Source organism: Streptomyces sp. NBC_01232 (assembly GCF_035989885.1).
Lineage (GTDB): Bacteria > Actinomycetota > Actinomycetes > Streptomycetales > Streptomycetaceae > Streptomyces.
Map to the genome: position 1 here is coordinate 1 of NZ_CP108518.1, position 20,936 is coordinate 20,936.

Annotated in this window: 19 protein-coding genes and 2 pseudogenes; 7 read left to right on the forward strand and 14 right to left on the reverse strand. The window is 69.3% G+C overall.

Going from position 1 to position 20,936, the window contains the following annotated elements; all coding sequences use genetic code 11:
- Nucleotides 1-605: 605 nt before the first annotated feature.
- Complete coding sequence (locus tag OG444_RS00005; RefSeq protein WP_327260043.1) at nucleotides 606-2,870, reverse strand: MFS transporter; 2,265 nt, start codon at nucleotides 2,868-2,870, stop codon at nucleotides 606-608.
- 228 nt (nucleotides 2,871-3,098) lie between these two features.
- Between OG444_RS00005 and OG444_RS00010 the strand changes: the two genes are divergently transcribed.
- Nucleotides 3,099-3,341, forward strand: a complete 243-nt coding sequence (locus OG444_RS00010) for a hypothetical protein (RefSeq protein ID WP_327260044.1) — start codon at nucleotides 3,099-3,101, stop codon at nucleotides 3,339-3,341.
- Nucleotides 3,342-4,067: 726 nt separating this feature from the next.
- Complete coding sequence (locus OG444_RS00015) at nucleotides 4,068-4,400, forward strand: hypothetical protein (protein WP_327260045.1); 333 nt, start codon at nucleotides 4,068-4,070, stop codon at nucleotides 4,398-4,400.
- Between the two features lie 78 nt (nucleotides 4,401-4,478).
- Here OG444_RS00015 and OG444_RS00020 read toward each other — a convergent pair whose 3' ends face one another.
- The 10 genes from OG444_RS00020 to OG444_RS00065 form a co-directional block, all read right to left on the reverse strand.
- Nucleotides 4,479-5,075, reverse strand: coding sequence for a hypothetical protein (locus tag OG444_RS00020; RefSeq protein ID WP_327260046.1), 597 nt, complete (start codon nucleotides 5,073-5,075; stop codon nucleotides 4,479-4,481).
- Complete coding sequence (locus tag OG444_RS00025) at nucleotides 5,075-6,703, reverse strand: acyltransferase (protein WP_327260047.1); 1,629 nt, start codon at nucleotides 6,701-6,703, stop codon at nucleotides 5,075-5,077. The genes OG444_RS00020 and OG444_RS00025 overlap by 1 nt, the downstream gene beginning before the upstream one ends.
- A gap of 191 nt (nucleotides 6,704-6,894) precedes the next feature.
- Nucleotides 6,895-8,028, reverse strand: a complete 1,134-nt coding sequence (locus OG444_RS00030; protein WP_327260048.1) for an ATP-binding protein — start codon at nucleotides 8,026-8,028, stop codon at nucleotides 6,895-6,897.
- Nucleotides 8,029-8,159: 131 nt separating this feature from the next.
- Nucleotides 8,160-8,903 carry an ATP-binding protein gene (locus OG444_RS00035; protein WP_327260049.1) on the reverse strand — a complete coding sequence of 248 codons (744 nt, stop codon included), beginning with the start codon at nucleotides 8,901-8,903 and terminating at the stop codon, nucleotides 8,160-8,162.
- Nucleotides 8,900-10,537: a transposase gene (locus OG444_RS00040; RefSeq protein WP_442810735.1), complete on the reverse strand. Its 1,638-nt coding sequence runs from the start codon at nucleotides 10,535-10,537 to the stop codon at nucleotides 8,900-8,902. The genes OG444_RS00035 and OG444_RS00040 overlap by 4 nt, the downstream gene beginning before the upstream one ends.
- A 365-nt stretch (nucleotides 10,538-10,902) precedes the next feature.
- Complete coding sequence (locus tag OG444_RS00045; protein ID WP_327260052.1) at nucleotides 10,903-11,823, reverse strand: hypothetical protein; 921 nt, start codon at nucleotides 11,821-11,823, stop codon at nucleotides 10,903-10,905.
- Between the two features lie 60 nt (nucleotides 11,824-11,883).
- Nucleotides 11,884-12,758, reverse strand: a protein-coding gene (locus OG444_RS00050; RefSeq protein WP_442810442.1) for an IS5 family transposase whose coding sequence is annotated in 2 segments (ribosomal slippage) — nucleotides 11,884-12,368 and nucleotides 12,368-12,758 — 876 coding nt in all. Because the reading frame shifts where the segments join, the coding sequence is not laid out codon by codon here.
- A gap of 333 nt (nucleotides 12,759-13,091) precedes the next feature.
- Nucleotides 13,092-13,805 carry a sulfatase/phosphatase domain-containing protein gene (locus OG444_RS00055; RefSeq protein WP_327260054.1) on the reverse strand — a complete coding sequence of 238 codons (714 nt, stop codon included), beginning with the start codon at nucleotides 13,803-13,805 and terminating at the stop codon, nucleotides 13,092-13,094.
- Complete coding sequence (locus tag OG444_RS00060) at nucleotides 13,733-14,266, reverse strand: hypothetical protein (protein WP_327260055.1); 534 nt, start codon at nucleotides 14,264-14,266, stop codon at nucleotides 13,733-13,735. Before OG444_RS00060 ends, OG444_RS00055 begins: the two co-directional genes overlap by 73 nt.
- 11 nt (nucleotides 14,267-14,277) lie before the next feature.
- Nucleotides 14,278-14,706 carry a sulfatase-like hydrolase/transferase gene (locus OG444_RS00065; protein ID WP_327260056.1) on the reverse strand — a complete coding sequence of 143 codons (429 nt, stop codon included), beginning with the start codon at nucleotides 14,704-14,706 and terminating at the stop codon, nucleotides 14,278-14,280.
- A gap of 672 nt (nucleotides 14,707-15,378) precedes the next feature.
- On the opposite strand from OG444_RS00065, the gene OG444_RS00070 reads away from it, so the two are divergent.
- Complete coding sequence (locus OG444_RS00070; protein WP_327260057.1) at nucleotides 15,379-16,131, forward strand: ASCH domain-containing protein; 753 nt, start codon at nucleotides 15,379-15,381, stop codon at nucleotides 16,129-16,131.
- Between the two features lie 15 nt (nucleotides 16,132-16,146).
- Here OG444_RS00070 and OG444_RS00075 read toward each other — a convergent pair.
- Both OG444_RS00075 and OG444_RS00080 read right to left on the reverse strand, forming a co-directional pair.
- A protein-coding gene (locus OG444_RS00075; protein WP_326750623.1) for an IS5 family transposase occupies nucleotides 16,147-16,976 on the reverse strand; the annotation gives its coding sequence in 2 pieces (ribosomal slippage) (nucleotides 16,147-16,646 and nucleotides 16,646-16,976; 831 coding nt in all).
- Nucleotides 16,977-17,233: 257 nt separating this feature from the next.
- Entirely contained in the window at nucleotides 17,234-17,638 is a 405-nt protein-coding gene (locus OG444_RS00080; protein ID WP_327260058.1) for an AMP-binding enzyme, read from the reverse strand.
- Between OG444_RS00080 and OG444_RS00085 the strand changes: the two are divergent.
- The 3 genes and pseudogenes from OG444_RS00085 to OG444_RS00095 all read left to right on the forward strand — a co-directional run.
- Nucleotides 17,604-17,744: pseudogene (locus OG444_RS00085) on the forward strand (IS21-like element helper ATPase IstB); the annotation flags it as partial. The gene OG444_RS00080 and the pseudogene OG444_RS00085 overlap by 35 nt on opposite strands.
- A gap of 159 nt (nucleotides 17,745-17,903) precedes the next feature.
- The gene (locus OG444_RS00090; protein ID WP_327260059.1) at nucleotides 17,904-18,401 is read left to right on the forward strand and encodes a hypothetical protein; all 498 of its coding nucleotides are present in this window, start codon (nucleotides 17,904-17,906) and stop codon (nucleotides 18,399-18,401) included.
- 2 nt (nucleotides 18,402-18,403) lie between these two features.
- Complete coding sequence (locus OG444_RS00095; RefSeq protein WP_327260060.1) at nucleotides 18,404-18,862, forward strand: hypothetical protein; 459 nt, start codon at nucleotides 18,404-18,406, stop codon at nucleotides 18,860-18,862.
- 320 nt (nucleotides 18,863-19,182) lie between these two features.
- On the opposite strand, the gene OG444_RS00100 is transcribed toward OG444_RS00095, so the two are convergent.
- A complete protein-coding gene (locus tag OG444_RS00100; protein WP_327260061.1) occupies nucleotides 19,183-20,013 on the reverse strand; it encodes a hypothetical protein in 831 nt (276 codons plus the stop codon).
- Nucleotides 20,014-20,179: 166 nt separating this feature from the next.
- Here OG444_RS00100 and OG444_RS40680 point away from each other — a divergent pair.
- A pseudogene (locus tag OG444_RS40680) lies at nucleotides 20,180-20,923 on the forward strand (protein kinase domain-containing protein); the annotation flags it as partial.
- Between the last annotated feature and the right edge of the window lie 13 nt (nucleotides 20,924-20,936).

Below are 20,936 nucleotides of genomic sequence, written 5' to 3' on the forward strand. Positions count from 1 at the left end.
GCGGTAACGGCGGGGTGGTCCCGGTTGTTCGGGGACTGCGGGTCCGCGGTGGCTGGCTGGCAACGGAGGGAGGGTCTGCCGCGGGGTTCTTCGGCTTAATTATAGCAGGTCAGAAGGGATTTTGATGGGCTGTCAGGTTGTCTGTAACGGTGTCTCAGGACCGGGTGTCGGGGTGTGGCCCCTGCGGGGCCGAGGTCGTGTCGGTCGCGCTGCGCGCTCTCTCTCAGTAGCAGTATGCACACGGGCCGGCGGAGTGTCCACCCCGCCGGCCCCTCCCCGACACGCTACAGAACGTAACAACGACCCCGGACCAGCATCAGCGAGTGGTCTACACCAGAAAGATCGCCAACAAAAGGGAAACCATCAATTCCCGACCCACCAAACCGACCCAACGTCAAATACCAAAACCGAAACACCCCCTGACCGAATACCAAAAACACAACCCCTCAACCCCCCACCAAAACCGCCCACATACCAAAAGCTCAAACGGGTGAATTGGGGGCTGCGAACCCCTCGAAGTAAGCAGAGTTCCGAGGCGTGGAGGCTATACGGTTCCTATTCTCGGACCTGACTCTGGATGGTGTCGCACACGGCAGAACCTGGGGTCAGGGCCGGTTCTCTGCTGCCCGCTCGGGCTGCTGCGAGGGCCTCCTGAATCGTCGGCGTGCCAGCTTTAGAGCGCCCGCCATAGCAACTACGACGGCTGCTTCACCACACACGATAAGAACCACGGTGTAAGCGGCGGCCGTGGGGTGGGAGTGTGCGGTGATCAAGCTTGCGGTGAGGGTCACCGCAAGCGCTCCGCTGTACTTCGTCTGCGCGACGTACGCGCGCTGGTGTCCGTCTCCGAGCCCGTTCGGGGGGCAGCGCTGGACGGCGGTGCCGACGCCTACGAGCAGCAGTGCTCCCGTCAGGCTGGGGGTGGGGAAGGTTTCGGGGTGGGACAGGCCGATGGACAGCCACAGCAGGCCGCCGCCCGTGGCGAAGAAGCCGATGGTCCTGGCCGGCATCCGCAGGCGGGTCGGGAAGGACCGCGGGAAGACGGTGAGCGCGGCAAGCGGCACGGCGAGCAGGAGCAGGGCGGCTGCCGTCCATGCCTCGTAGTCGAAGACCTGCTGCAGGGCGATGGTGCAGTAGAGCCATGCGGTGTACTGCACGGCGCCGCTCACCCATGCCCCGAGCAGCGTTGTCCCGCGGATCCAGTTGGGAGGTGGCGGGATCTCTGTTCTGCGGAGCCGGCGGGAGGCCTTGGCCAGCATGGTCAGCGCGAGAGCCGCGAGGGCCACGACGGAGGGCGACCACCAGCCGTGGGCGGCCGTGAGGCCGATGGCCCAGGCAAAGGCGGTGTGTGCGCCGGCGACCAGCGCCAGCACGACGAAGTCCGCTGCTCCGAGCTCGTCCCACAGCGGCGCGGACCTGAAGTCGGGCAGGAAGGGCAGAGTGATGAGCAGGAGGAGAGCAAAGGCGGCCAGGACCTGGAACGCGATGCGCCATTCCCAGGTGGAGAGGAGCAGTCCCGATGCGGTGACGGCGATCGCGCTGCCGACCGCCACGGCCCACGTGGTCGCCTTGTCGTGTACGGAGTACCAGAACCGGGTGGCGAGCACGACGCCGGCGGCGGAGGCGCACAGTCCCTCGCCCGCGCCTTGCAGCACGCAGCCGGTCATGAGCTGGAGTGCGGACCAGTCCGCTGCGGGGGGCTGGGTGACCCAGGTGTCGTATCCCAGGGTCCAGGAGGCGATCAGCGATCCGATCGCGAGGAGGATCAGTCCCGGCAGCAGGATCAGTCGGGGGCCGTACCGCAGGGCGGCGGGGCGTCCCGCCCAGCCGGTGAGTGCCGCCGCCAGCAGGTTGCAGGTGATCATCGAGGCTGCGACGCCGAGTGTCGAGGACAGGTCGTAGCGGACCGCGGGGACGGCGAGGACGACGGTGACGGCGGTGTACGCGCACAACGCCATGACTACGACGGCGATCACGATCCAGGCCGGTGAAGGGGGGCGGAGGCGGGCCTGGGCCTGGGTGCGGCGGGAGGGCCGGGGCCGGGTGGGTGTCCGCTCCTCGGGAGGGTTCCGTTTGGTGTGCTGTGGGTGCTGCTGCGGCCCCGTGGTGGCGTCTTCGGCTGCTGTGGTGTGCCGGTTAACGAGGTGGGCGTACTCGGGAGTAAATCCGGGGTCTGGCTGCGTTTCCGGGGCGGAAACGGCCTGCTGCCCTTCGAGGAGCCGGCGGTTCTGCTCCTGTAGCACCCCGACTTCGACCAGGAGCAGTCGTGCCTGCTCCTGCTGCTGGGCGAGTTCCGCTTCCACCTGGCGGGTGTAGTCCTGGGCGTGGCGCAGGTTCTCGTCCCGCTCGGCGACATCGTCTTGGAGGGTCCGTTCGGCGCTTTCAGCGTTCTGCGCGCGGTCCAGTGCCTGCCTCAGCTGGTCAGTGAGGTCGACTGCCTGCTCTTCCAGTGCGCTCAGGCGTTCCTCGGAGACGTGATGTGCGTCTTGCTGTTCCTCGCGCACACGGGCGAGTTCTTCCTTCAGCTGGGCGAGCCGGACGGCCGGAGAGCCGTTGGCGAGGTTGGCGCGCTCGCACAGCTCATCCAGCTCCGCCCAGTCGGTGACGGGCAGGTGCGGCTGCTGTGCTTCGAGGAAGGCGCGTATGGCAAGGAGCGTCTTGCGGGAGGCCGTTCGTTCCCCGTTCAGGTACCGGGTGAGCGTCCCCGGGGAGATGTGCAGAGCGGCGGCCACCTTCTTCTGTGTCCCGCCGGCCGCCCGGTAGCCGTGCACGGCCTTGCGTAAGGCGTTCGCGTAGGCGGCCGCCGGTGTCACCTCGGGCGCCGGGGCCTCCTGCGGTACGGCCGTCGGCGTCAGCTCGGGTTCGTCCATCGCCTGTCTTTCAGCCGGCAAGCACTGTCCCCTAACAGCGCAGTTGCCCGATTGTCGTGCATGCGGTGACAGCGCGGGAACACCCCGCCCGGGACGGCCTGATGTTGCCGGTTGACCGGAAACAGCCCGTTGTCACTCCTGCAAGATCCGCTTCCGCCCAAGTGTGGAGACACCGCGCTTCACACCTGGCCGCGGCCCGTCCGCAGGCCTTTACGGGAGGGAACCCTCATGTCCGCCAACGACTCACAGCCCCAGCCCTCGGGCCCGTCCCGGCAGCCGTCGCCCCAAGGGCCGGCCCCGGACCCGCTCCAGACGCTGCTTCTGGCCCTCGTCGTCGTCCTGGTCCTGGGCGCCACCGGCTACCTGTGCGTGGCCCACCCTTCGCTGACCGCCCCGATCGCGGCGGTCGGCGGAGTCGGCGCGGCCCTCGCCACCGCGATCGGCGTCGTGGTCACCAACCGCAGGCACTGACCCGGATGCTCCCGGACGCCGGACGCCGGGGCGGGCGGGGCGCGTCAGCCCCGCCCGCCCCGGCGACGGTCAGGCGCCGATACCGACGGCAGGGACGTAGGCATGGGCGGCGTAGGTGGGCCCGCGCCTATCGCCTACGGCGCGGTTCTGGAGGGGGATAGGCGGTTGGCGCAGCCTGCGGGGTGCCACGCCGGAACGCTTCACGGCGTTGCCGTGCTCGGCCCAGGCGCCTCGTACGTCGCCGTGCTCAAGCTGGCAGTACCTCGCCTCTCACGACGCCAACGGGGTTGCGCCCAGGAGGCCGAGGGCGACCAGAGCCGGCAGGCTCGTACGTCTGACCGACGTGTGCGAGAGGCAAGTTCACCCCTCTGTGGACTCTGGTCCAGGTTTGCCTCGTCCTCGTGAAGGGCTCTGGTCGAATGGTGTTCGCAGTGAAACCCCACAGCGACAACGCCCGACTCGCTGCCTTGCAGGAACGGACTTTTGGCACCCGGTAGGTGATTTGCGCGCATCACACCTTTTCTGAATGTGCGGATGCTGCTAAGAAACCGCAGTTCAGACGTCTTGCGAGCCGCTGCACCGCTTCGACGGGCGCGTAGAGGCTGGCGTGCCCGACCTCACGAAACCCTGGTCGCATCAGCGTCCAGGGCGGTATCCGGCCTGCCCTGCTGGAGATCTTTGGCGGGATCAAACAGGGCAGGCCACGGCGCCTCGGGGAGGCCCTTCATGAACGTACACATCGCACCGCTCACCGCGGCCATCTTTGTGACGAGTGCCGTGGTGGCGTACCTGGTCTACAAGGCGACCGCCAAGGCCCGAGGTCAGGCGCCCGGAACCGGGGGCGACGTGGTCGGCTCCATAGGCTCCGGCGCCGCGGTCTTCGCCGTCCTCATGATCCTGTTCACCGGCGGCACCGACGAGCAGGACGCCATCCCGTCGGCTCCGCCTGCCAGCCGGTCTGCTCCCCAGCCCTTCCCGGCCTCCCATCAACCGTCCGACTCCCTCGTTGGACATGGGACAACAGTCCCGCTGGAGTCCGCCACAACCTCAGCGGCGTAATGCGCGCAACGCCCACGCATGAGGGTGCCCCCGGCCTGCTTGGCCGGGGGCACCCTCATGCGGCAGCAGCACCGCGAGTCAGGCGCCGATGCCGACGGAGGAGACGTAGGCGTAGGCGGCGTAGTCGGAGTCGAGGTCGGTGATGACGTCGTCCCAGATCTCGTCGACCATGGCCTCGTTGCGGGCGGCCCAGGCGTGGACGAGGTCGGGCCAGATGTACCGGACGGTGATGGAGCGATCGCTGAGGGGGCGGCTGTACTTGGAATCGACGTGACTCTGGTCGACCGGATAGATCTCCATCCGGCGACCGCGGCCGTCGTTGTCGAGGTGCCGGGCCAGCCAGCCGGAGCGGATCAGGTTCTCCCGCCGGCGCCACCAGTACGCCGCGTCGATCCGCTCCCTGGACGCCGGAGAAGGCACGGCCTTGCCACGCGCCCAGGAGCGCAGGGAGCGGGTGCTGACGCCCTGTTCGGCGAGGGCTTCGCGGCCGGCGGGGCTGTCGAGATACCGCAGGCGGGCAGCCAGGCCGCGCCGGGACGTGACGGGCGAGGTGATACCCGAGGAGTGCACGATCCGGTTGAGCTCCAGGATCAGGGCCTCCCCGCCCTTCATCCCGCGGGCGTCATGCCTCTGCCATTCGCCCCAGCGGGACCACAGGTCCTCGGAACCCGCCATCAGCGCTTACCCCCCAGCGTGTAAGTCTGCTTTTCCTTCACCTGGTTCAGGTCCCGGCCCTCGGCGAAAACTGTCCGCCAATCGCCGATGACGTGAAGTTCGTCGGTGCCGGAGATTTCCACGACCTGCAATCCGGCCTTATGGATTTTGTTGGCTTTCATCCACAGATTCGCGAATGCTTTCGCGCGCATGATGTGCATCCAGTCCGGGCGCCGCATATCACGGTTCGCGGTGGATTCGCCCAGGGTGGAGACCAGCTTAGAATACATGGATTTCACATAGTTGACGGTCAGTTCGTCGCCCTCAGCGAGAGCGGTTTTCCGGACTTCCGCCAGGGCGCGGCGGAGTTTTTCCAGCAGGACTTCGGTGCCGCCGGAGACGAGGGAGCGGTGAATGGTCGGGGCGTCGGCGAGGTCGTCGCGGGCGCAGTCGAGGAGGAGGCGGAGGGTGGATTCGGTGACCCACAACTCGCCCGGCTCCATCCGGTTGCCGAGCGGGTTGGGCAGGTCGGTGTGCTCCCACTCGGCCGGGGTGATGAGGTGGACCCCGGATTTTTTGCGGTCGTGGACGCCGCTGGTGTCCTCCTTGAGTTGGCCGATCGGGAGCCAGCACTTGAAGGCCGACAGGTAGGCGGCGTTCATATCCAGGGCCGTCACCTCGAAGGTCTCACCCTTCTTGGCCGCCTGGAAGACATGGGGGTTGCGCCACTTCGGACGGCCCTCCCAGATCTCATCCGCACCCTTCTGCGAGCGCTTGCGCAGCACGTCGGCGGTCGGCGGGAACTCGGAATGCTCGTACCGGCCCCCGACCCGCGATTCCTTGAACAGCTTCATGACGTCGGGGATCGCGGACTTGGTCAGCGCGGCCTGGGCGGCCTCCACGTCACCCTCGCACTCCTGCAGAGCGGCGTGGACGTTGCCGGCAATCTGGTCGGTCAGCGTCCCGGACGCGTACGTACGCGGCCCCCGCACCACCGCCGGACCCGCCTTGGCCGGCCTCTCCTTGACCGGCTCCGGCGCAGGTTCGGCCTCCGGCGCCGGCTCCGTCGCGACGAGCTCCGCCGTGGCTTCCGGCGCGGGGGCTGGAGGGGCGGCGGGGAGCTGCTGCGGCACGGGGGCCGGTGCGGGTGCTACCGGGGCCGCCGCCGGGCCCGGGGTTGCGGCGGCGATGGCTGCCGCGCACTCCTCAGCGCTCAGGTGCTGCGGGAACCCGTCAACCTCCTCGCTGCACGGCTGCCCGCACAACACGCACAGCAGCATGTGCGCAGCGGTCAGCGGGGAGGGCGCCTGCGGGGGCTGGGCCGGGAGCTGCACGGCCGCGAGGGGGAGTTGCGCGGCCGGGGCGGTGGGCGGGGCGGGGACGCCGGAGGGGCGCAGTGCGGGGGTCGAGCCGTGGAGTACGCCGACTGCGTGGGTGGGGCCGGCGAGGAGGTCCAGGACGTGGAGACCGAAATGCGCGGCCAGGCCGTCGACGTCCTCCAGCGACCAGTGCTGCCGGCCGGCCTGCTTGCGGGAGATCTGTGCCTGCGAGAGACCGAGGCCGTCGGCGAGAACGTTCTGCCGCTCACCGGTACGCGTCATCAACGCAGCGACCGTCAGCCTGAGGAGCTCTTCCGTACCCATCACCATGATGCGACCCTAGCCCATTTCATGCGGATACCGCATGGCGCATACGTAAATCGATGCCGCGGCTTGGGTGGAGAGGGGAGTTGCTCTCAAGTGCCGTTCCCGGGACGGTGACGCGGTGGATGTACCGCCCCACGGCACTGACGCTGCACTTCATGAACGCCCCACACAGCGGCGCCCTGGAGTGAGGCCGTTCAGATGCCCCCGAGCCGGCGGCATGCCGCCTCGACCAGGGCGCTGCCGGAATACCCGAGGGGGTTCGTCAGGACGGCGTCGATGACGTGGGCGGTGATCTGGGCGAAGGCGCGGAAGTTGCCCCGTGCGCAGCGTTCGTCGGCTCGGGCGATGTGCTGTGGCGGCACCCTGCCCCAGAGCGGGTGGAAGGCGGGCAGGACGGCCTGGGCCTGAGCGGGGGTGAGCGGCGGGATGTGCTGGCGGGTCAGGATGCGGGAGGCGAGCTCTGGTATCCGCTGGAGGGCTTGGGTGCTTCCGGTTCCGGCCAGGATGAGGGTGGTGGGTGCGCCGGGGTCGGCTGCCAGGCGGCAGAGGTATTCCAGGGCGGGCGGGGACAGCCGTTGGATGTCGTCGCACACCAGCACGTGCGGGCTGCGCAGCGCGGTGGCCAGGGCCTGGTCGGTGGTGTTGCGCCGGTTGTCGGAGCGCACCTTGAGTGCGAGTGCTCCGGCGATCGCGTGGCGTAGCTGGGCGATCGTGGCGCCCACGGGTATCGGGACCCGGCGCACGTCCGGGCCGGGCGGCAGTCGGGCGAGGGCGTACTGCAGGGCGATGGTCTTGCCGGTCCCCGGGGCGCCGTCGATGTTCATCACGCCGCCAGCGGCCACGACGTGCCGCAGGGCGGAGGCGGTCTGTTCCAGGGCGTCGGTGACCACCACGTCCGCTTCGGGGATCAGCGTGTCCACGCCCGCCGCAGCGCAGTCGGGGCCAGCCACGAAGGGATGGTCGCCCTCGCAGGGGCAACGGCGGGCCCGGTACAGAGGCGTGGACAGGTCCGCGGCAGGGCGGGGACCCGGCTTCCGGCCGCGCCTCAGATCGTGTTCGGCTGCCACCAGAGTGTCCATCCGGGCCCACACCGTCTCGTCCCAGGCGGGGGCCTTCAACAACCATCCCGCGCGGGCGGGCGGGGTCCGGGGCGGGGGTTCGTCGCGTGCCTGCCACAGCCAGCGTGTCACCGTCTTCACCGGAACCCGGGCAAGGTGCGCCGCGGCGTGACGGTGCGGGCCCAGCAGCCGGCCTGCCTCGTCGATCGCGAGGAGGCGCTCCACCAACACCGCATGGGACAACATGCCGTCCCGGATCACCTGCGTCATCCGTCAGCCCCTCATCGGACGGAGGAAGCCGGCGCCGTCGTGGCGGCCAGGTGTCGGGAGCGTGCGGACTCTCGCACGGTGCCCGCAGTGTTCGGTCGATGGGCTGTTGGGTGCGGCCGCCGTGCCGGCGGTCATCCCAGGCGGCTGAAGGCCCACCGCAGAACCTCCCTGTCGACCTGTGCGCGCCCCGTGCGGGCCAGGGCAGTGCGCAGATGGGCGGTCAGTCTCGCCCAGTTGCGGAAGTTGCCGTGGGCGGCGTGTTCGTCGGCGAAGGTGATGTCGGCGGGGTCGGTGTCCTGCCAGATGGGGTGGAAGAGAGGGACGACCTCCAGGACCTCGTTCGGGGTGAGGCGGGTGAAGTGCTGCCAGATGAAGATCCGGGAGGACAGCATCGGCTCGCGGTGCAGCACGGTGTGGCAGCCCTCGCCGCCGACGAAGATGATCGCGAGTTGTGTGGCGGGTTCGTCCCACAGGTAGCGGAAGTATTCGAATGCCTCCCCGCTGAGCCACTGGGCCTCGTCGACCAGGAAGGTGCGGGGGTGTTCGGCCAGTGCGGTCTTGAGCAGGCGGTCGAATTCGCTGGGGTGGCGTGGTGGTTCGCCGGGCAGGCCGAGCGCGGTGAACAGTTCGTAGCGCACCGCGCGGGCGGTGGGCCGGGCACGGAAGGTGATCTTGTGGATGTCCTCGCCGGGTTCGAGTTCGCGCAGGCAGGTGTTGACGGCGAGGGTCTTGCCGAAGCCTGCGCCGCCGTGGATGCACATCATGGCGCGGGCGGCGACGGTGTCGCCGATGTTCTCCCGGGCAGTGAGCAGGGCGCGGGTGGCGACCACGCAGGCGTCCGGGAGGTCGGCGTACTGGTAGGTCGGGACGGTCACCGTGGTTCTCCCTCGCCGGTGGTGTCGGCGCCGGCGGCAGTGCCGGGGCTGTGGGCGTCGGCAGTGCCTGGACGGGGCTGCTCGTCGGCGGTCGGCCCACTCGCAGGGGCGGGGCGGGTGCGGGCGGCGAGGGAAGGCGGGGTGCGCCAGCCGGCGGGCGGCGCGGCTGGCGGGATCAGGTCCGGCAACGCCAGCCGCGACAGATCCGCCGTCTTCTCCTCGGCAAGTTCCCGGCCCGCTTCCTGTGAGGTGAGAGTGTTCAACCGCTCAGGGCGGGCCGGCCGGGCCTGGGCGGCGTAGCGGTCCTGCTGCGCAGCTCTCAAGTCCTGGCGCAGCCGGCGGGTGCGGGCCGCCCGCGCGGTACGCACCGCGCTGATCTGCTCCGGCGTCGCAGCGTCGGCCGGCTCGGCGGGGCCCAGGTAGCGGCCGGTGGATGCGTCGAACACCTCGATGCGGTGATCGTGGTGCGGCATGAACCGTACGCGCACCCGCTCACCGGCCAGGCCCGTCATCCACGCCGCCACGTAGTCGCGGTTCCTGAAACGGACGCCCTTGGTGGAGAGCACCCGGACGCGGCCGTCGTCCTCCAGGGTGAACGTCCACAACTCGTCCGCGCCGATCTCGCGCAGCGGCGTCGGATCCGCCTCCCACACCTGGAGCGGGGACCGGCCCTTCAACGGTCCCGGGTGGTGGGAGGTGTTCCACCAGGCCACCCAGTCCAACAGGCGGGCGGTGAAGTCCTCGAAGTCCAGGAGCACCTCGTCCGTCGGCCGCGTCCGGCGCCGGCCCGGACGCGGCTGGCGTACGTAGCCGGGCAGCGCGGCCAGGAACATCGACTCCACGGCCCGGTTCAAGCCCTCCACGGTGCCCTTGAGGTGCGGGGTGTACGGGGGCAGGTCCTCCACCTCCACGGCCAGGGCGTCGAACGCGGCGGTCACCGTCCTCGACAGGAAGTCCTTGCCCCGGTCCACGCGTACCTTCTCCGGGAGTCCGCCCTGCGGCCCGAACGGCTCCTCGCGCACCACGGCCGCCCGGAGCGCGGCCAGGACCGACTCCCGCGACGGATGCCCCGGGGTGACCGCCACACCCATGATCGTGTTCGACGCGCAGTCCACGAACCAGGTGACCCACGGCCGGCGCGCAGCGCCCTCTACATCGACCAGGACCGGGGCCTGGACGTGATCGGCCTCCCACACCTGGTTCCGCCATCCCCGCGGCCGGGCCAGGAACACATCATGCTTGCGGGCCTCACGCTCACCACCGGCAAGCCCCGCCCGCTCCCCCGCAGTCAAATCACGACGCAGCGCACGACGCAATGTGGTCAACGACGGCGCAGTCCCAGCAGGCGGCTGCCGGGCAGCACGGCCGGCAAGTTCCCGGTGCACAGCCGCCACGTTCCCGCCCCACAGGGCCAGCAACGCCCGGACCTCAGCGGTAACGGTGAAACGGTCCGCCCGCGCCGCGCGCACGCCGGGCAGGCGTACAGCACCATCGGCGTGAACAGGCTCCGCGAGCCACCGCCACACCGTCCGCTCCGACACCCCCAACGCCCCCGCAGCCAACCGGACATGCCCCGAAGTCAGCGAACCGGTCTCACGCAGCTCCAGCAACCGGCCGACCGCCGCCCCACGCACTCCCCCACGCACCGCATCAGGCAAACCATCCCGCTCCCCCACCCTCCACTCCCGCCGCCGAGCCCGCCCCCCTGCACCAGGCCAAGCCTCACCCTGGACCACCCCACAGGAATCAGAAACACCGTTTCCACGGCAGCAAACCACCCGGGGGTGTGCCAGCCCATGACAGTGACAGCCACACCCGACACCACCTACATGTCAGCGACGCCCACCTCAACCACTCACACCACCAGCACAAACACCCCTGACTGACGACCCATCACTGACACCACCCCCACTGACACAAAACCGGCGCATCGCACAGGGAAGGCGACGTCCGGCGCGCCCCGGAGCGCCTCGACCACGGTCAAGCTCGGGTGCGTTTATCAGGCGTCCAGCACAGTAACGTCGGGTTTCGTGCCGAGACCGGCGAGAAGAACGATCTTGGGAGTAGCGCGTGAAGCAACCCGCCTCCCCTGTACTTCGTGCTGGAGCGTCCTCATCGTTGCATCGGACCATTTGGGCTTGGACGTGGCCAGGACGAGCCCGCCTACTCCAAGGGCAACGCAGCCCTCAATGAGCTTGCATGCCTCGCGCTTCTGCTCCTTGGGACTGCCCCCAAGGGCATCCCCGCTCTTTGCTTCTCCGAGCCACACCTGGTCCAACGTGGCGAGGGCGAAGTCAATCTCCACGAACGGGCTGCCGCTTCGGAGGACCTCGAACTCCTCGCACACCAGCGCTGGGCGGGCCCAGTGCTGGGTTCGAAGGAACTGGGTCGCCAGCAGGGGTACGTCTCCGTCGTTCTCGACGAGTTCACGTACCGCCGGGTGCAGTTCGTAGTACCAGCTCGGCTCAGGGAGCGGCGATTTCCACCGTCCCTGGATCAGGCTGTTCTCACCACCGCATCGCCGGCACGAATAGGCTTGAGTGATCTCAGCGAGCGGGTAGAACTCATAGATCGGGCAGGGGCAGCAGCCCAGGACGAGCCCACGCCGGACGACGCCCTGACTCGCCCATCTGTCCAGGTCGGCGCGCCTTGCGTGCTCATTCCAGTCCGTCTTCTTGTACGCAGCAATCGCATCCCACGACAGCACGAGCCCCGACTTCAGGTTCCACGCACTGCCCGATGGCAGCTCCCAGTCCGCCTTCTTCGACGTGAACGCACGAAGCACCGGCCACCCAGGGCTGGAGGCAAGCTGTTCCAGGTCGGTGCGTGAACCTAGCAGCCTCTCTGCGATGGCGGCCCGCTTCCCAGCCGCACTGGGGCGGATCGCTATGGCCTGGGCCGCGGCAGCGTGCTGCAGCACCTTCACGATAGACGGCCAGGACAGCCTGGGAGCCGCTAGGGCCTGTTGTGAAAGTGCTGGTCACAGCCATTCGTTGATGGCTGCGACCAGCACTGTCGCTTCGTAGCGAACAGCGAGTTTGTCGTACCTGGTGGCGACGGCCCGGTGGCGCTTGAGGCGGTTGATCCCGCACTCGACCGCGTGCCGCTGCTTGTAGTCGTCCTTGTCGAACTTCGGCGGACGGCCGCCTCTCGAACCGCGTCCCAGCCGGTTGCGGACCCGGTCCGCGGGCACCGGAATGGTTGCCTTGATTCCGCGTCTGCGCAGGTAGGAGCGGTTGCTGCGGGAGTCGTAAGCCTTGTCGGCCCGCACCCGGTCCGGGCGCTTGCGCGGCCTGCCCAGGCCGAGCCGGGGCACCCGGATCGCCTCCAAGACCGGTTCGAACTGCGGGAAGTCACCCCGCTGCCCGGCCGTGATCACCACGGACAAGGGCTTCTGCCCCTGCTCGACGGCAAGGTGGATCTTGGTGGTCAGCCCGCCGCGGGAACGTCCGAGGCCATGGTCTGCCGGCTCAACGAAGACTCCGCCGGGCGGCTCCTTCTGAAGGTCCCCCTTTTCGCCGCCCCGGCGGCGTGCTGGTGGGCCCGGCAGACGGTGGAGTCGACATTGACGTCCCAGGTGATCAGGCCGTTCGCATCCGCCTCGGCCTGAAGCCGGGTGAGGATCCTGGCCCAGGTTCCGTCTCGCTGCCAGCGTCGGAACAGGTCGTAGACCCGATCCCACGGCCCATATCGCTCGGGCACGTCCCGCCACGGAGCGCCGGTCCGGGTCCGCCACCGTATGCCGTCTATCAACTGCCGCCGCGTCCACACCTGCGGACGCCCCGGCTTGATGCCCTGCGGCAGCAGCGGCTCAAGCCGGGCCCACTGGTTGTTAGTCAGATCTCCACGTCCCACAAGACGTGATCATGAACGAACAAGATCCACTTTCGCAACAGACCCTAGGCCACGAGGTACTGAGCGGCTCAGGATCCCGGGCACCGGTGTCCCCGTCACCGGCCGCATCGTGACAGCCGGTCACCTCCCGGGCTCGGGAAACAGGTCATGTACTGACCTGAAAGCGTGTCACCGGCCACCCTCCCCGGAGTTTCGCGCAGTGGGCCACTGCGCACGCCGAGACATTCCGGAGCCTCGGCTCCGAGTAGGACACCGGACCGGGTGTCGGGCGTTCGCCAGCACCAACGAGACCGAGTGGCAACCCACAGCAGCATCCTGGGCAGCGGCGGAGCGTCAGTGTCGGGTTGCGGTCGTGACGGCGGCGGGGTGGTCGGTGTCGCCGTGCCAGGTGGGCCAGCCGAGCAGCCGGGGCCGTTCGGTGACCCAGGTGTGGGTGTCGGTGCCGATCTCGACGTCGATGAGATTCTCCAGCAGGGCCCGGTAGCGTTCGACCAGGTCTCGGTTGGCGGGGTCGGCGGCCAGGTTCTGCATTTCGGCGGGGTCCTGCTCGCGGTCGTAGAGGACGACGTCGTTCTCGGCCAGCAGGGCTTGCGTGGTGGACGGACGGTTGGGGTTCAGGGGGGAGAAGTAGCGGCCGATGGTGTAGCGCTGGTCGGAGTAGCCGCGCAGGAAGCCCCGCTTGTTCCAGTCGGGGCGCAGGTCGCCGGAGGCGATGCGCTTGGGTGCCTCGGGGTCGGCGAACTCGAACCAGAACGAGGCGTCCAGCGTCGTGATCGACTCCACCGCGTTGAGGATGCCTTCGCGCACCGGGTGTCCGTGGAGCACGGGCATCAGTGACCGGCCCTTCAGGGCCGGGTGGCGGGTGGCCGTCTGTGCGGCGTCGAGCCCGGCGATCTCCAGCAGGGTGGGGGCGATGTCGACGGAGGACGCGAGCGCTTCGGTGCGGGCTCCGCCGGCCACGTCGGGGTGCGCGATCATGAACGGGACGTGGAAGTTCTCGTCGTAGATGAGGTTGCCCTTCTGGCGCAGGCCGTGGGAGCCCGCCATCTCACCATGGTCCGAGGTGAAGACGACGACCGTACGGTCCGCCTGCCCGAGGCCTCCAGTGCGTCCAGGACGAACTCGACGCTGCGGTCCACGTCACGGATGGCGTTGAGGTAGAAGTTCACGCCGTCGTACCAGTGCTGGTTGTTGGCGACTGGTTTGAAGACCGTGTTTATTACCTTGGCGTACTCCGCCACCGCCGGTGCCTCGCCGGAGAGGTCGTCGCGCAGGCTGGTGGGGAGGTCGAACTCCCAGCGCCGCTGGTATACGGGGATGTTCGCCGCTGCCCGGGTCACCACGGCGTGGGAGAGCCCGAAGGGGAGCTGGACCTGGGAACGGCCGCCGTAGTCGAAGCTCATGATGTCGTGCGGGTTCACGAAGTTGACGGCCATGAACCACGGCTGGTCCTGGCTCACGACCGGCGCCCTGCTGCGCAGCCAGCGCACGGCCTGGCCCGCGATCACCGGGTCGAGTTTCAGGCCCGCCCAGGCGCCGCCGTCGATGTCGCCCCAGTCGTTGAACTCGCTGAACCCGTAGGGCTCCAGTGCGTCCGTCGTGGGTCCGGGGTTGTCCGCGGTGATGTAGCAGTTCGACAGGTGCCACTTGCCCTGGTAGGTCGTGTAGCCGACCGCAGCATCGTGCCGAGCGTGCCCAGCTCGGGGTTGAGCGGGCGGATGTACGGCATGTTGTCGTTGTCGTAGATCTCGGTGAGCGGCAGGTGCTGCCCCGTGTAGATGACCGATCGCGCGGAGCTGCACTGCGCCGACGCGGTGTAGTAGCGCTCGAAGGTGGTTCCCCGGGCCGCGATGCGCTCCCGGGCGGGCAGGGAGAACCCGGGCGGCCGGGGCAGGGAGGCGCGCTCCTCGTCGGTGACGATCAGCAGGATGTTGGGGCGCTCGGTCATGACCTGCCCTTCGCTCGCCGCACGCCGCACGCCGCACGCCGCACGCCGGCGGGTGGATCGGGCGGTTGGAGACCGCCCTCGCGCGCGGTTGGGTACGGATGCCTCCGAATCTGGGGTGGGAGGCCGGCCGGGGCCGCGCAGGACCCGGCCGAACGCGGCCGGACGAGTGATCGCAAACGTCCGCGGCCGGCGGGTTCGGGCAGGCTCCCGTCCATGAAGGCGGGGTGCCGCCCGCGCAGCTGGTGGGTGACCGGGTCCGGTCGCCGAGATCCGGTGCACGACCGGCCGGCAGATCTGCCCCGGGGGGCCTGGCCACGTCCCCCTCGGTGACGCGGCGCCGCCCGGTGTGCCGGTCCGGATGTCCTGCCCCGTAGACGGCTCAGCCCTGGCCCCGGCGCCGGGACAGGCGGCCGGCTCCGGTGCCAGGGCTCTGCGGCGGGTTCAGGGGCGGGGTTCAGGGGCGCCCGTCCGTGACCACGACCAGCCTCAGCCGGGCCCCTCCGTCCCTGCCCACGGGACCACCGTAGGGGCCCGGTCAAGGCAAGCCGAAATGCCGTGGAACCCACCTGCGTGGCGTGGAATGATCTTCGGCGACTGCTGACAAAAGGGAAGGCTGACAACGTGTACGTACCGTCATCTGCACGAGCTCTCAATGATGACGAGCGTGAGCTCGTGGAGCTGGCACGCCGCACCATAGACGCGCATACCGACGCCGGGCCCGACGAAGACGGGATCCACACGATGGGTGCCGCGGTCATGGCCGCCGACTACCGGATGTTCGCTGGCGTGAACCTCTACCACTTCACCGGCGGACCCTGTGCCGAACTCGTGGCTCTGGGAGCCGCACGAGCCCAGGGCGCCCGCCAGATGCGCTGCATCGTTGCCGTGGGAAACCACGGGCGCGGTGTCATCGGCCCGTGCGGGCGCGATCGGCAGGTCTTCGTGGACTACTACCCCACCATGCGCGTCATCGTGCCCACGCCCGCGGGCCCCAGGTCCGTTCTCGCCGCCGACTTGATGCCGCTGACTCAGCGATGGACCCCGGAAGGCATGAACGGTCTCGACCCGTCGCTCTACCAAGATCCCGAGACGGCCGGTCCCCCGATCATCCGGTTCAACCCCCGCTACCTTGGAGACGTCCGTTCTGGCGCCAAGACCAAGACCATCCGCTTCCGGGACCCGGCCCAGCTCGGGCCGGCACGGCTGGTGTTCGAAAGCGACCCCGAAGTCGTCCTGCCGGCCGAGGTGACCGGCATCAGGCACTGCCTGGTCAGCGACCTCACCGACCAGGACGCCCAAGCCGGGGGGCTGACAACCGCAACCGAACTCCGGGAAGGCCTCAAGGGCCACTACCCGGATCTGGCGGGAACCGACGAAGTCGACGTCATCACCTTCCAGATCAACGACAAGACAGGCGCCTCCTAGGTTCTGTCTCTTTGGTCAGTGTCGGGTCCAGATGAGGATGCCGGCGAGGTGGAGTGCGGCCTGGTAGGCGATGGCGAGTTTGTCGGTTCGCGTGGCCAGGCCGCGCCATTGCTTGAGGCGGTTGATGCAGCGTTCGACGGTGTTTCGTTGCTTGTAGGCCTCGCGGTCGAAGCCGGGCGGGCGGCCTCCGTGACGGCCTCGCCGTTGGCGGTGGCCGATCTGGTCGGACGGCTGCGGGATGACCGCGCGGATTCCCCGGCGCCGCAGATGGGCCCGGATCGCGCGTGAGGAGTAGGCGCGGTCGGCCAGGACGACCGCGGGCCTGGTTCGGGGCCTGCCCGGACCGGTGCGGGGCACGCGGATACGGTCCATCACCGTCTCGAAGGCAGGTGCGTCACCGGCCTGGCCTGCCGTGACGGTGAAGGCCAAGGGGCGGGCCCGGCCGTCGGCCGCCAGGTGGACTTTGGTGCTCAGGCCTCCGCGGGAGCGTCCGAGTGCGTGATCGGCCGGCTCCCGGCGTCCCGCCGCCCCTTTTTGAGTGCTCCGGCGGCGTGCTGGTGCGCTCGGACGACGGTCGAATCGACGGAGACGGTCCAGTCGATGTCGTCGGCGGCGTCCGCCGCGGCCAGGACCGAGGCCAGGATCCGTTCCCAGGTTCCATCGACGGCCCATCTGACCAGCCGTTTGTGAGCGGTCTGGAACGACCCGAGCTCGTCGGGCAGGTCCCGCCAGGGCGAGTTGGTGCGGTACTTCCACGCGATGGCTTCCAGGGTGCGCCGGTGGTCGGCCCACCGCCGTCCACGGACCGGATCGGCCGGCATCAGCGGCTCGATCCGGTCCCACATCGCATCAGTGATCACTAATCGGACAGACACATCCGATCAACTGACCAATCCATCAAAGAGACACGCGCTAGACCGCGGAGGCACCAGCGACGACCGGGCTGCAAGGTGACGACGAGCGGGTCTCCTCCGACACCCGCACCAAACGGCCCGAGCTTCCTTCGCTCTCTTGCGGACCCTCGTCCTCGCCCAGCCGTCATGACCGTCACGAAATGTCCGCCACGGCCTTGGAAACGGCCAGGGACGCTCCGCTAGTCGCATCACTCGCTCCGGTGTTCAGCGAAGTGGGGAGTTTCAAGAAGCGTGGCCCGGGGCGTCGGCTTGGGTTTCCTGCTCGTGGAGTGTGCGGGACGTGTCGAGACGTCGAGACGGAAGGTATCCGGCTCCGGGTGGCCCATGCGCCGGTGTCGGCCGATGTCGGACAGGAGCCGGGTCCCGCGCCGGATCGTCGCTGCCTGGGGCAAAGGGATGTCGTCGGCCACAAGTCGTTGGACGGTGGCGAGGGAAGGCGGGGTTTTGCGGGGGACAACGACGGCGCAGGCGATCTCATGGCCGTCGGCGTCGGGTACGCCGACGATGGCGGCTTCGGCGACCTGCGGGTGGTTGGCCGGTTCTCCTTCCACCACGTACGAGACGTTCACCGATCCCTGTCTCTGCGCTGCCATCGTCTACCGTCTCACTTTGGGCGGCACGATCACCGCAATCGGCACCGACTCCTACCCGCTCGCCTCCACCCGGGCGCGAGCCGAGGAACCCGCCAAGGCCGACTGACCGCCCGGGGCGCTACTCGACGGTCAAACTGGGGCTCGAGTTCACCTTCGATCCGGAGAAGTTCACCGACGCCGCCGGTGACGCGGTCGGCGACACCGCCGGCGATTTCAAGGACTGGCTGCTCGACTGATGCACGTTTCCGTGGAAGGAGGGCCCGAGATGCCCACGACACTGCCGGTGCCGATCGAATTCCGCCTGCCGGAGGGCTGGCTCGTCGCTGCCCCTCCGGACGGGGGCGCCTCGGACGTGGCGTTCGCCGCGGTGCATCCGCAGGCGGACGCCGGGTTCAACGCCAACATCACCATCGACGGCGGATTCCTGAAGGACTCGGTGACGCTCGTCGAGGTCGCCGACGCCTCGGCGGAGCGCCTGCGCGAGGTTGCAGAGCCGGTCGTGGTGGTCCACCGCCACGAGGTCGGCTCCGCCGACGCACCTGCTCTGACCCAGCGGCTGAGCTTCTCGGCCGTCGCCGGCGACGCCCGCCGGAACCTCGTCCAGCCCCAGGTCTATCTGGCCGTCCTGGACACCGAGGACCCGCACAGGCGGGCAATGATCCGGCTGGCTCTGACCGCCACCGAGGCCCAGCACGACAGCGTCCTGGGCGAGTTCCAGGACTTCGTGCGCACGGTGCGCTCGGACTCCAGGGCGGGGGTCTGACGATGGGCCGCCTCTGGGACAAGTGGACCGGCACCAAGTACCCCGACAGCGGTGTCGCCTCCGTGCCCGCCATGGAGCTCCGGGAAGCACTGCTCGCGCTCAACAGCCGGAACGTACCGTTCATCGTGCGCCATGCCCTGCCCAAGGAGAAGGCCGACCTGGTGGCGGAGTGCAAGATCCCGAAGGCGAAGCTGACGCTCAAGACCCGCATGCGCCTGGTGCCGGCGAAGTGCGAGGTGCTCGTCCTGGAGGAGCGGTGGGAGCCGTCGCACGACTCCGGTCAGCAGTACGGCCGTGGGGGCTTCAAGGTGTACCGGCAGTGGGAGTACCGGCGTGGTGCCGACGGCCGTCGGCACAAGGTCGAGACGCTGCGCTTCGACACACGGGATGTGAGGGATCCACTGCGCACCATGGTCCTCAACGCGGGATGGACCTGGCGCGGAGTGCTGTTCCGGTACTGACCGGCCGGTCCGGCCGTGTCATAGCCCTTGTCCACCGTGGAACCGGTCCTCCCAGGGTTCCAGGACCGCGGCCTCGCCTCTGGGTTCACCCTGCTCGGGACCCGGTTCGCGTACCCGCCGGGTCGACAGGCAGGGCACTCCAGCACGCGGTGGGCCGTGTCGCCCGGCTTTCCGGGTCGTGCGTCTGGTGGTCGCGGCGGGGCGGGGCGTACAGGAAATCGACCACTCCACGCCCCCGCCGCACAACTTGAGGATCAAGGCAGGGCCTGCTCCGGGCTCGGATCATGTGGGGGCGTGAGCGCGCTGCCGCGTCGGCGGGGTCAGTTGGGCAGCTGTACGTTCCAGGTGCGGTTGCCCGCCGCGTGGTGGTTGACCTGCACGGCCTCCTCCGGGTTCGCCGCGTCGAAGGCGGACGTGACGCGGTGCACCATCTCGTCGCTCTCCCAGAACGGCTCGGCCTTGGTGAAGCGTCCGCCCTGCTTCTTGCGGACCTTCCAGCGGAACCGGACGGTGTAGTCGACGAGGAAGTAGCCGGCCGACATGCGTGTGGTGGTGGAGAAGCCGGGGTTGTCGACGAAGGTGATCCGGTCGGCAGCGTTGATGATGTTGCCGTCCTCATCGTTGTACGGGGGGCGGAAGGGGCCGTCCACGCCCCAGGCGCGGCGGGGGGCCTTCTTGGGCTGGTAGTTCACCGACGTCGGAACGATCTGGCGGCTTTCGTCGGAGACCTCCTGCCAGAAGTCGTACGCGTCTGCCGCGGGCGTCTGCATCCCGTCCGCGCGGCGCAGCGTTGCCGTCTGTTCGAAGCCGATGTTGTTGTTGCCGTTCAGCGACTGCTCCTCGTCTCCGTCGTAGCGGGAGGTGAAGACAAGGGTCGGATTGCCGATCTCTTCCTCGGCCCTCTGTTCCTTGCCCTTCACCGAGGGTGTCGCGCCGGCCTTGCCGCTGCGGGTGGCCCGGGTGGCCGCTCCTGCCTCGGTCTTCTGCTGGTTGGCCGGGGGGCTGTCGCCGCGCTCGACGACCTCGTCCTGGGTGCGCTTTTTGCCGCGCGTACCGGGAGCGGCGTGCGGCACCTTGGACCCGGCCGGGCCCTGCGCGATCATCTGCCCGAGTGTCGCGTTGCCCACCGAGCGCTGCATGGCCGCGGCCATGGCCGGATTGACCGGTCGGAGTCCCGGCGCGACCTGCTGGCCCCTGTCTGGATCCGGTGCGCGTCGGTTCGCCTTGGTCGCGGCTTCGGCCTCTTCCCGGTCCTTGCGCAATGGCACGGCGCCCACTCCCCGCGGTTAGACAGTCTACCCAAAGGACGCTACTGGTATGGCCAGGGGCACAGGAGAGGCACAACGCCACTGCTGGGGGCAGCATGAATGCCCGCGAGGGACAACCGACCGGGATGAGACAGGAGCACGTCGCCTTCTGCCCCACCGGCAAGTCCATCCGGCTCGGCGGCACGTGACTCGGCATGGCGAAGGGCCTGCGCCCGTCGAGGCGGCGGCCCTTCGACAACCCTGTCCTCGTTCGCTCTACGGGGCGGTGAACTCCACGTCGGGGCGGCCGCAGCCGGCCCGCGATGCCGAGCAGCCGGTCGTGCTCCGCTTCGTCGGCCGCGAGGCCCCGGCGGAGCCTGGTCGCGGTCCACTCGGCGCCGTACCGGCACAGCGCGACCGCGGACGGCGCCGGCCACACCCCGCGACCAACCGCCCCGGACCGGAAGGTGGCGGCCGGGCAGAACGCGGGCACGGGGACGTGATCACGCGGGGGTGCTTGTGGAAAGCAGGGAACCGTCTGGCCGGCCTGTACCGGCTGGTCGAGCGCATCGGCCGGGGCGGCATGGGCGAGGTCTGGCAGGGCCTGGACGAGGAACTCCAGCGCCCCGTAGCGGTGAAGGTCCTGCGCGAGGACGTCGACAGCACCCAGGCCGTGGCCCGCTTCCGCCGGGAAGCCACCATCGGGGCGAGGCTGCGGCACGCCGGGATCACCACGGTGCATGACGTCGGGCGTGATGTCGGCCGGCTGTTCCTGGTGAGGGAGTTCCTGGAGGGCCACGACCTGGCCGAGCTGCTGGCCCGGTGCG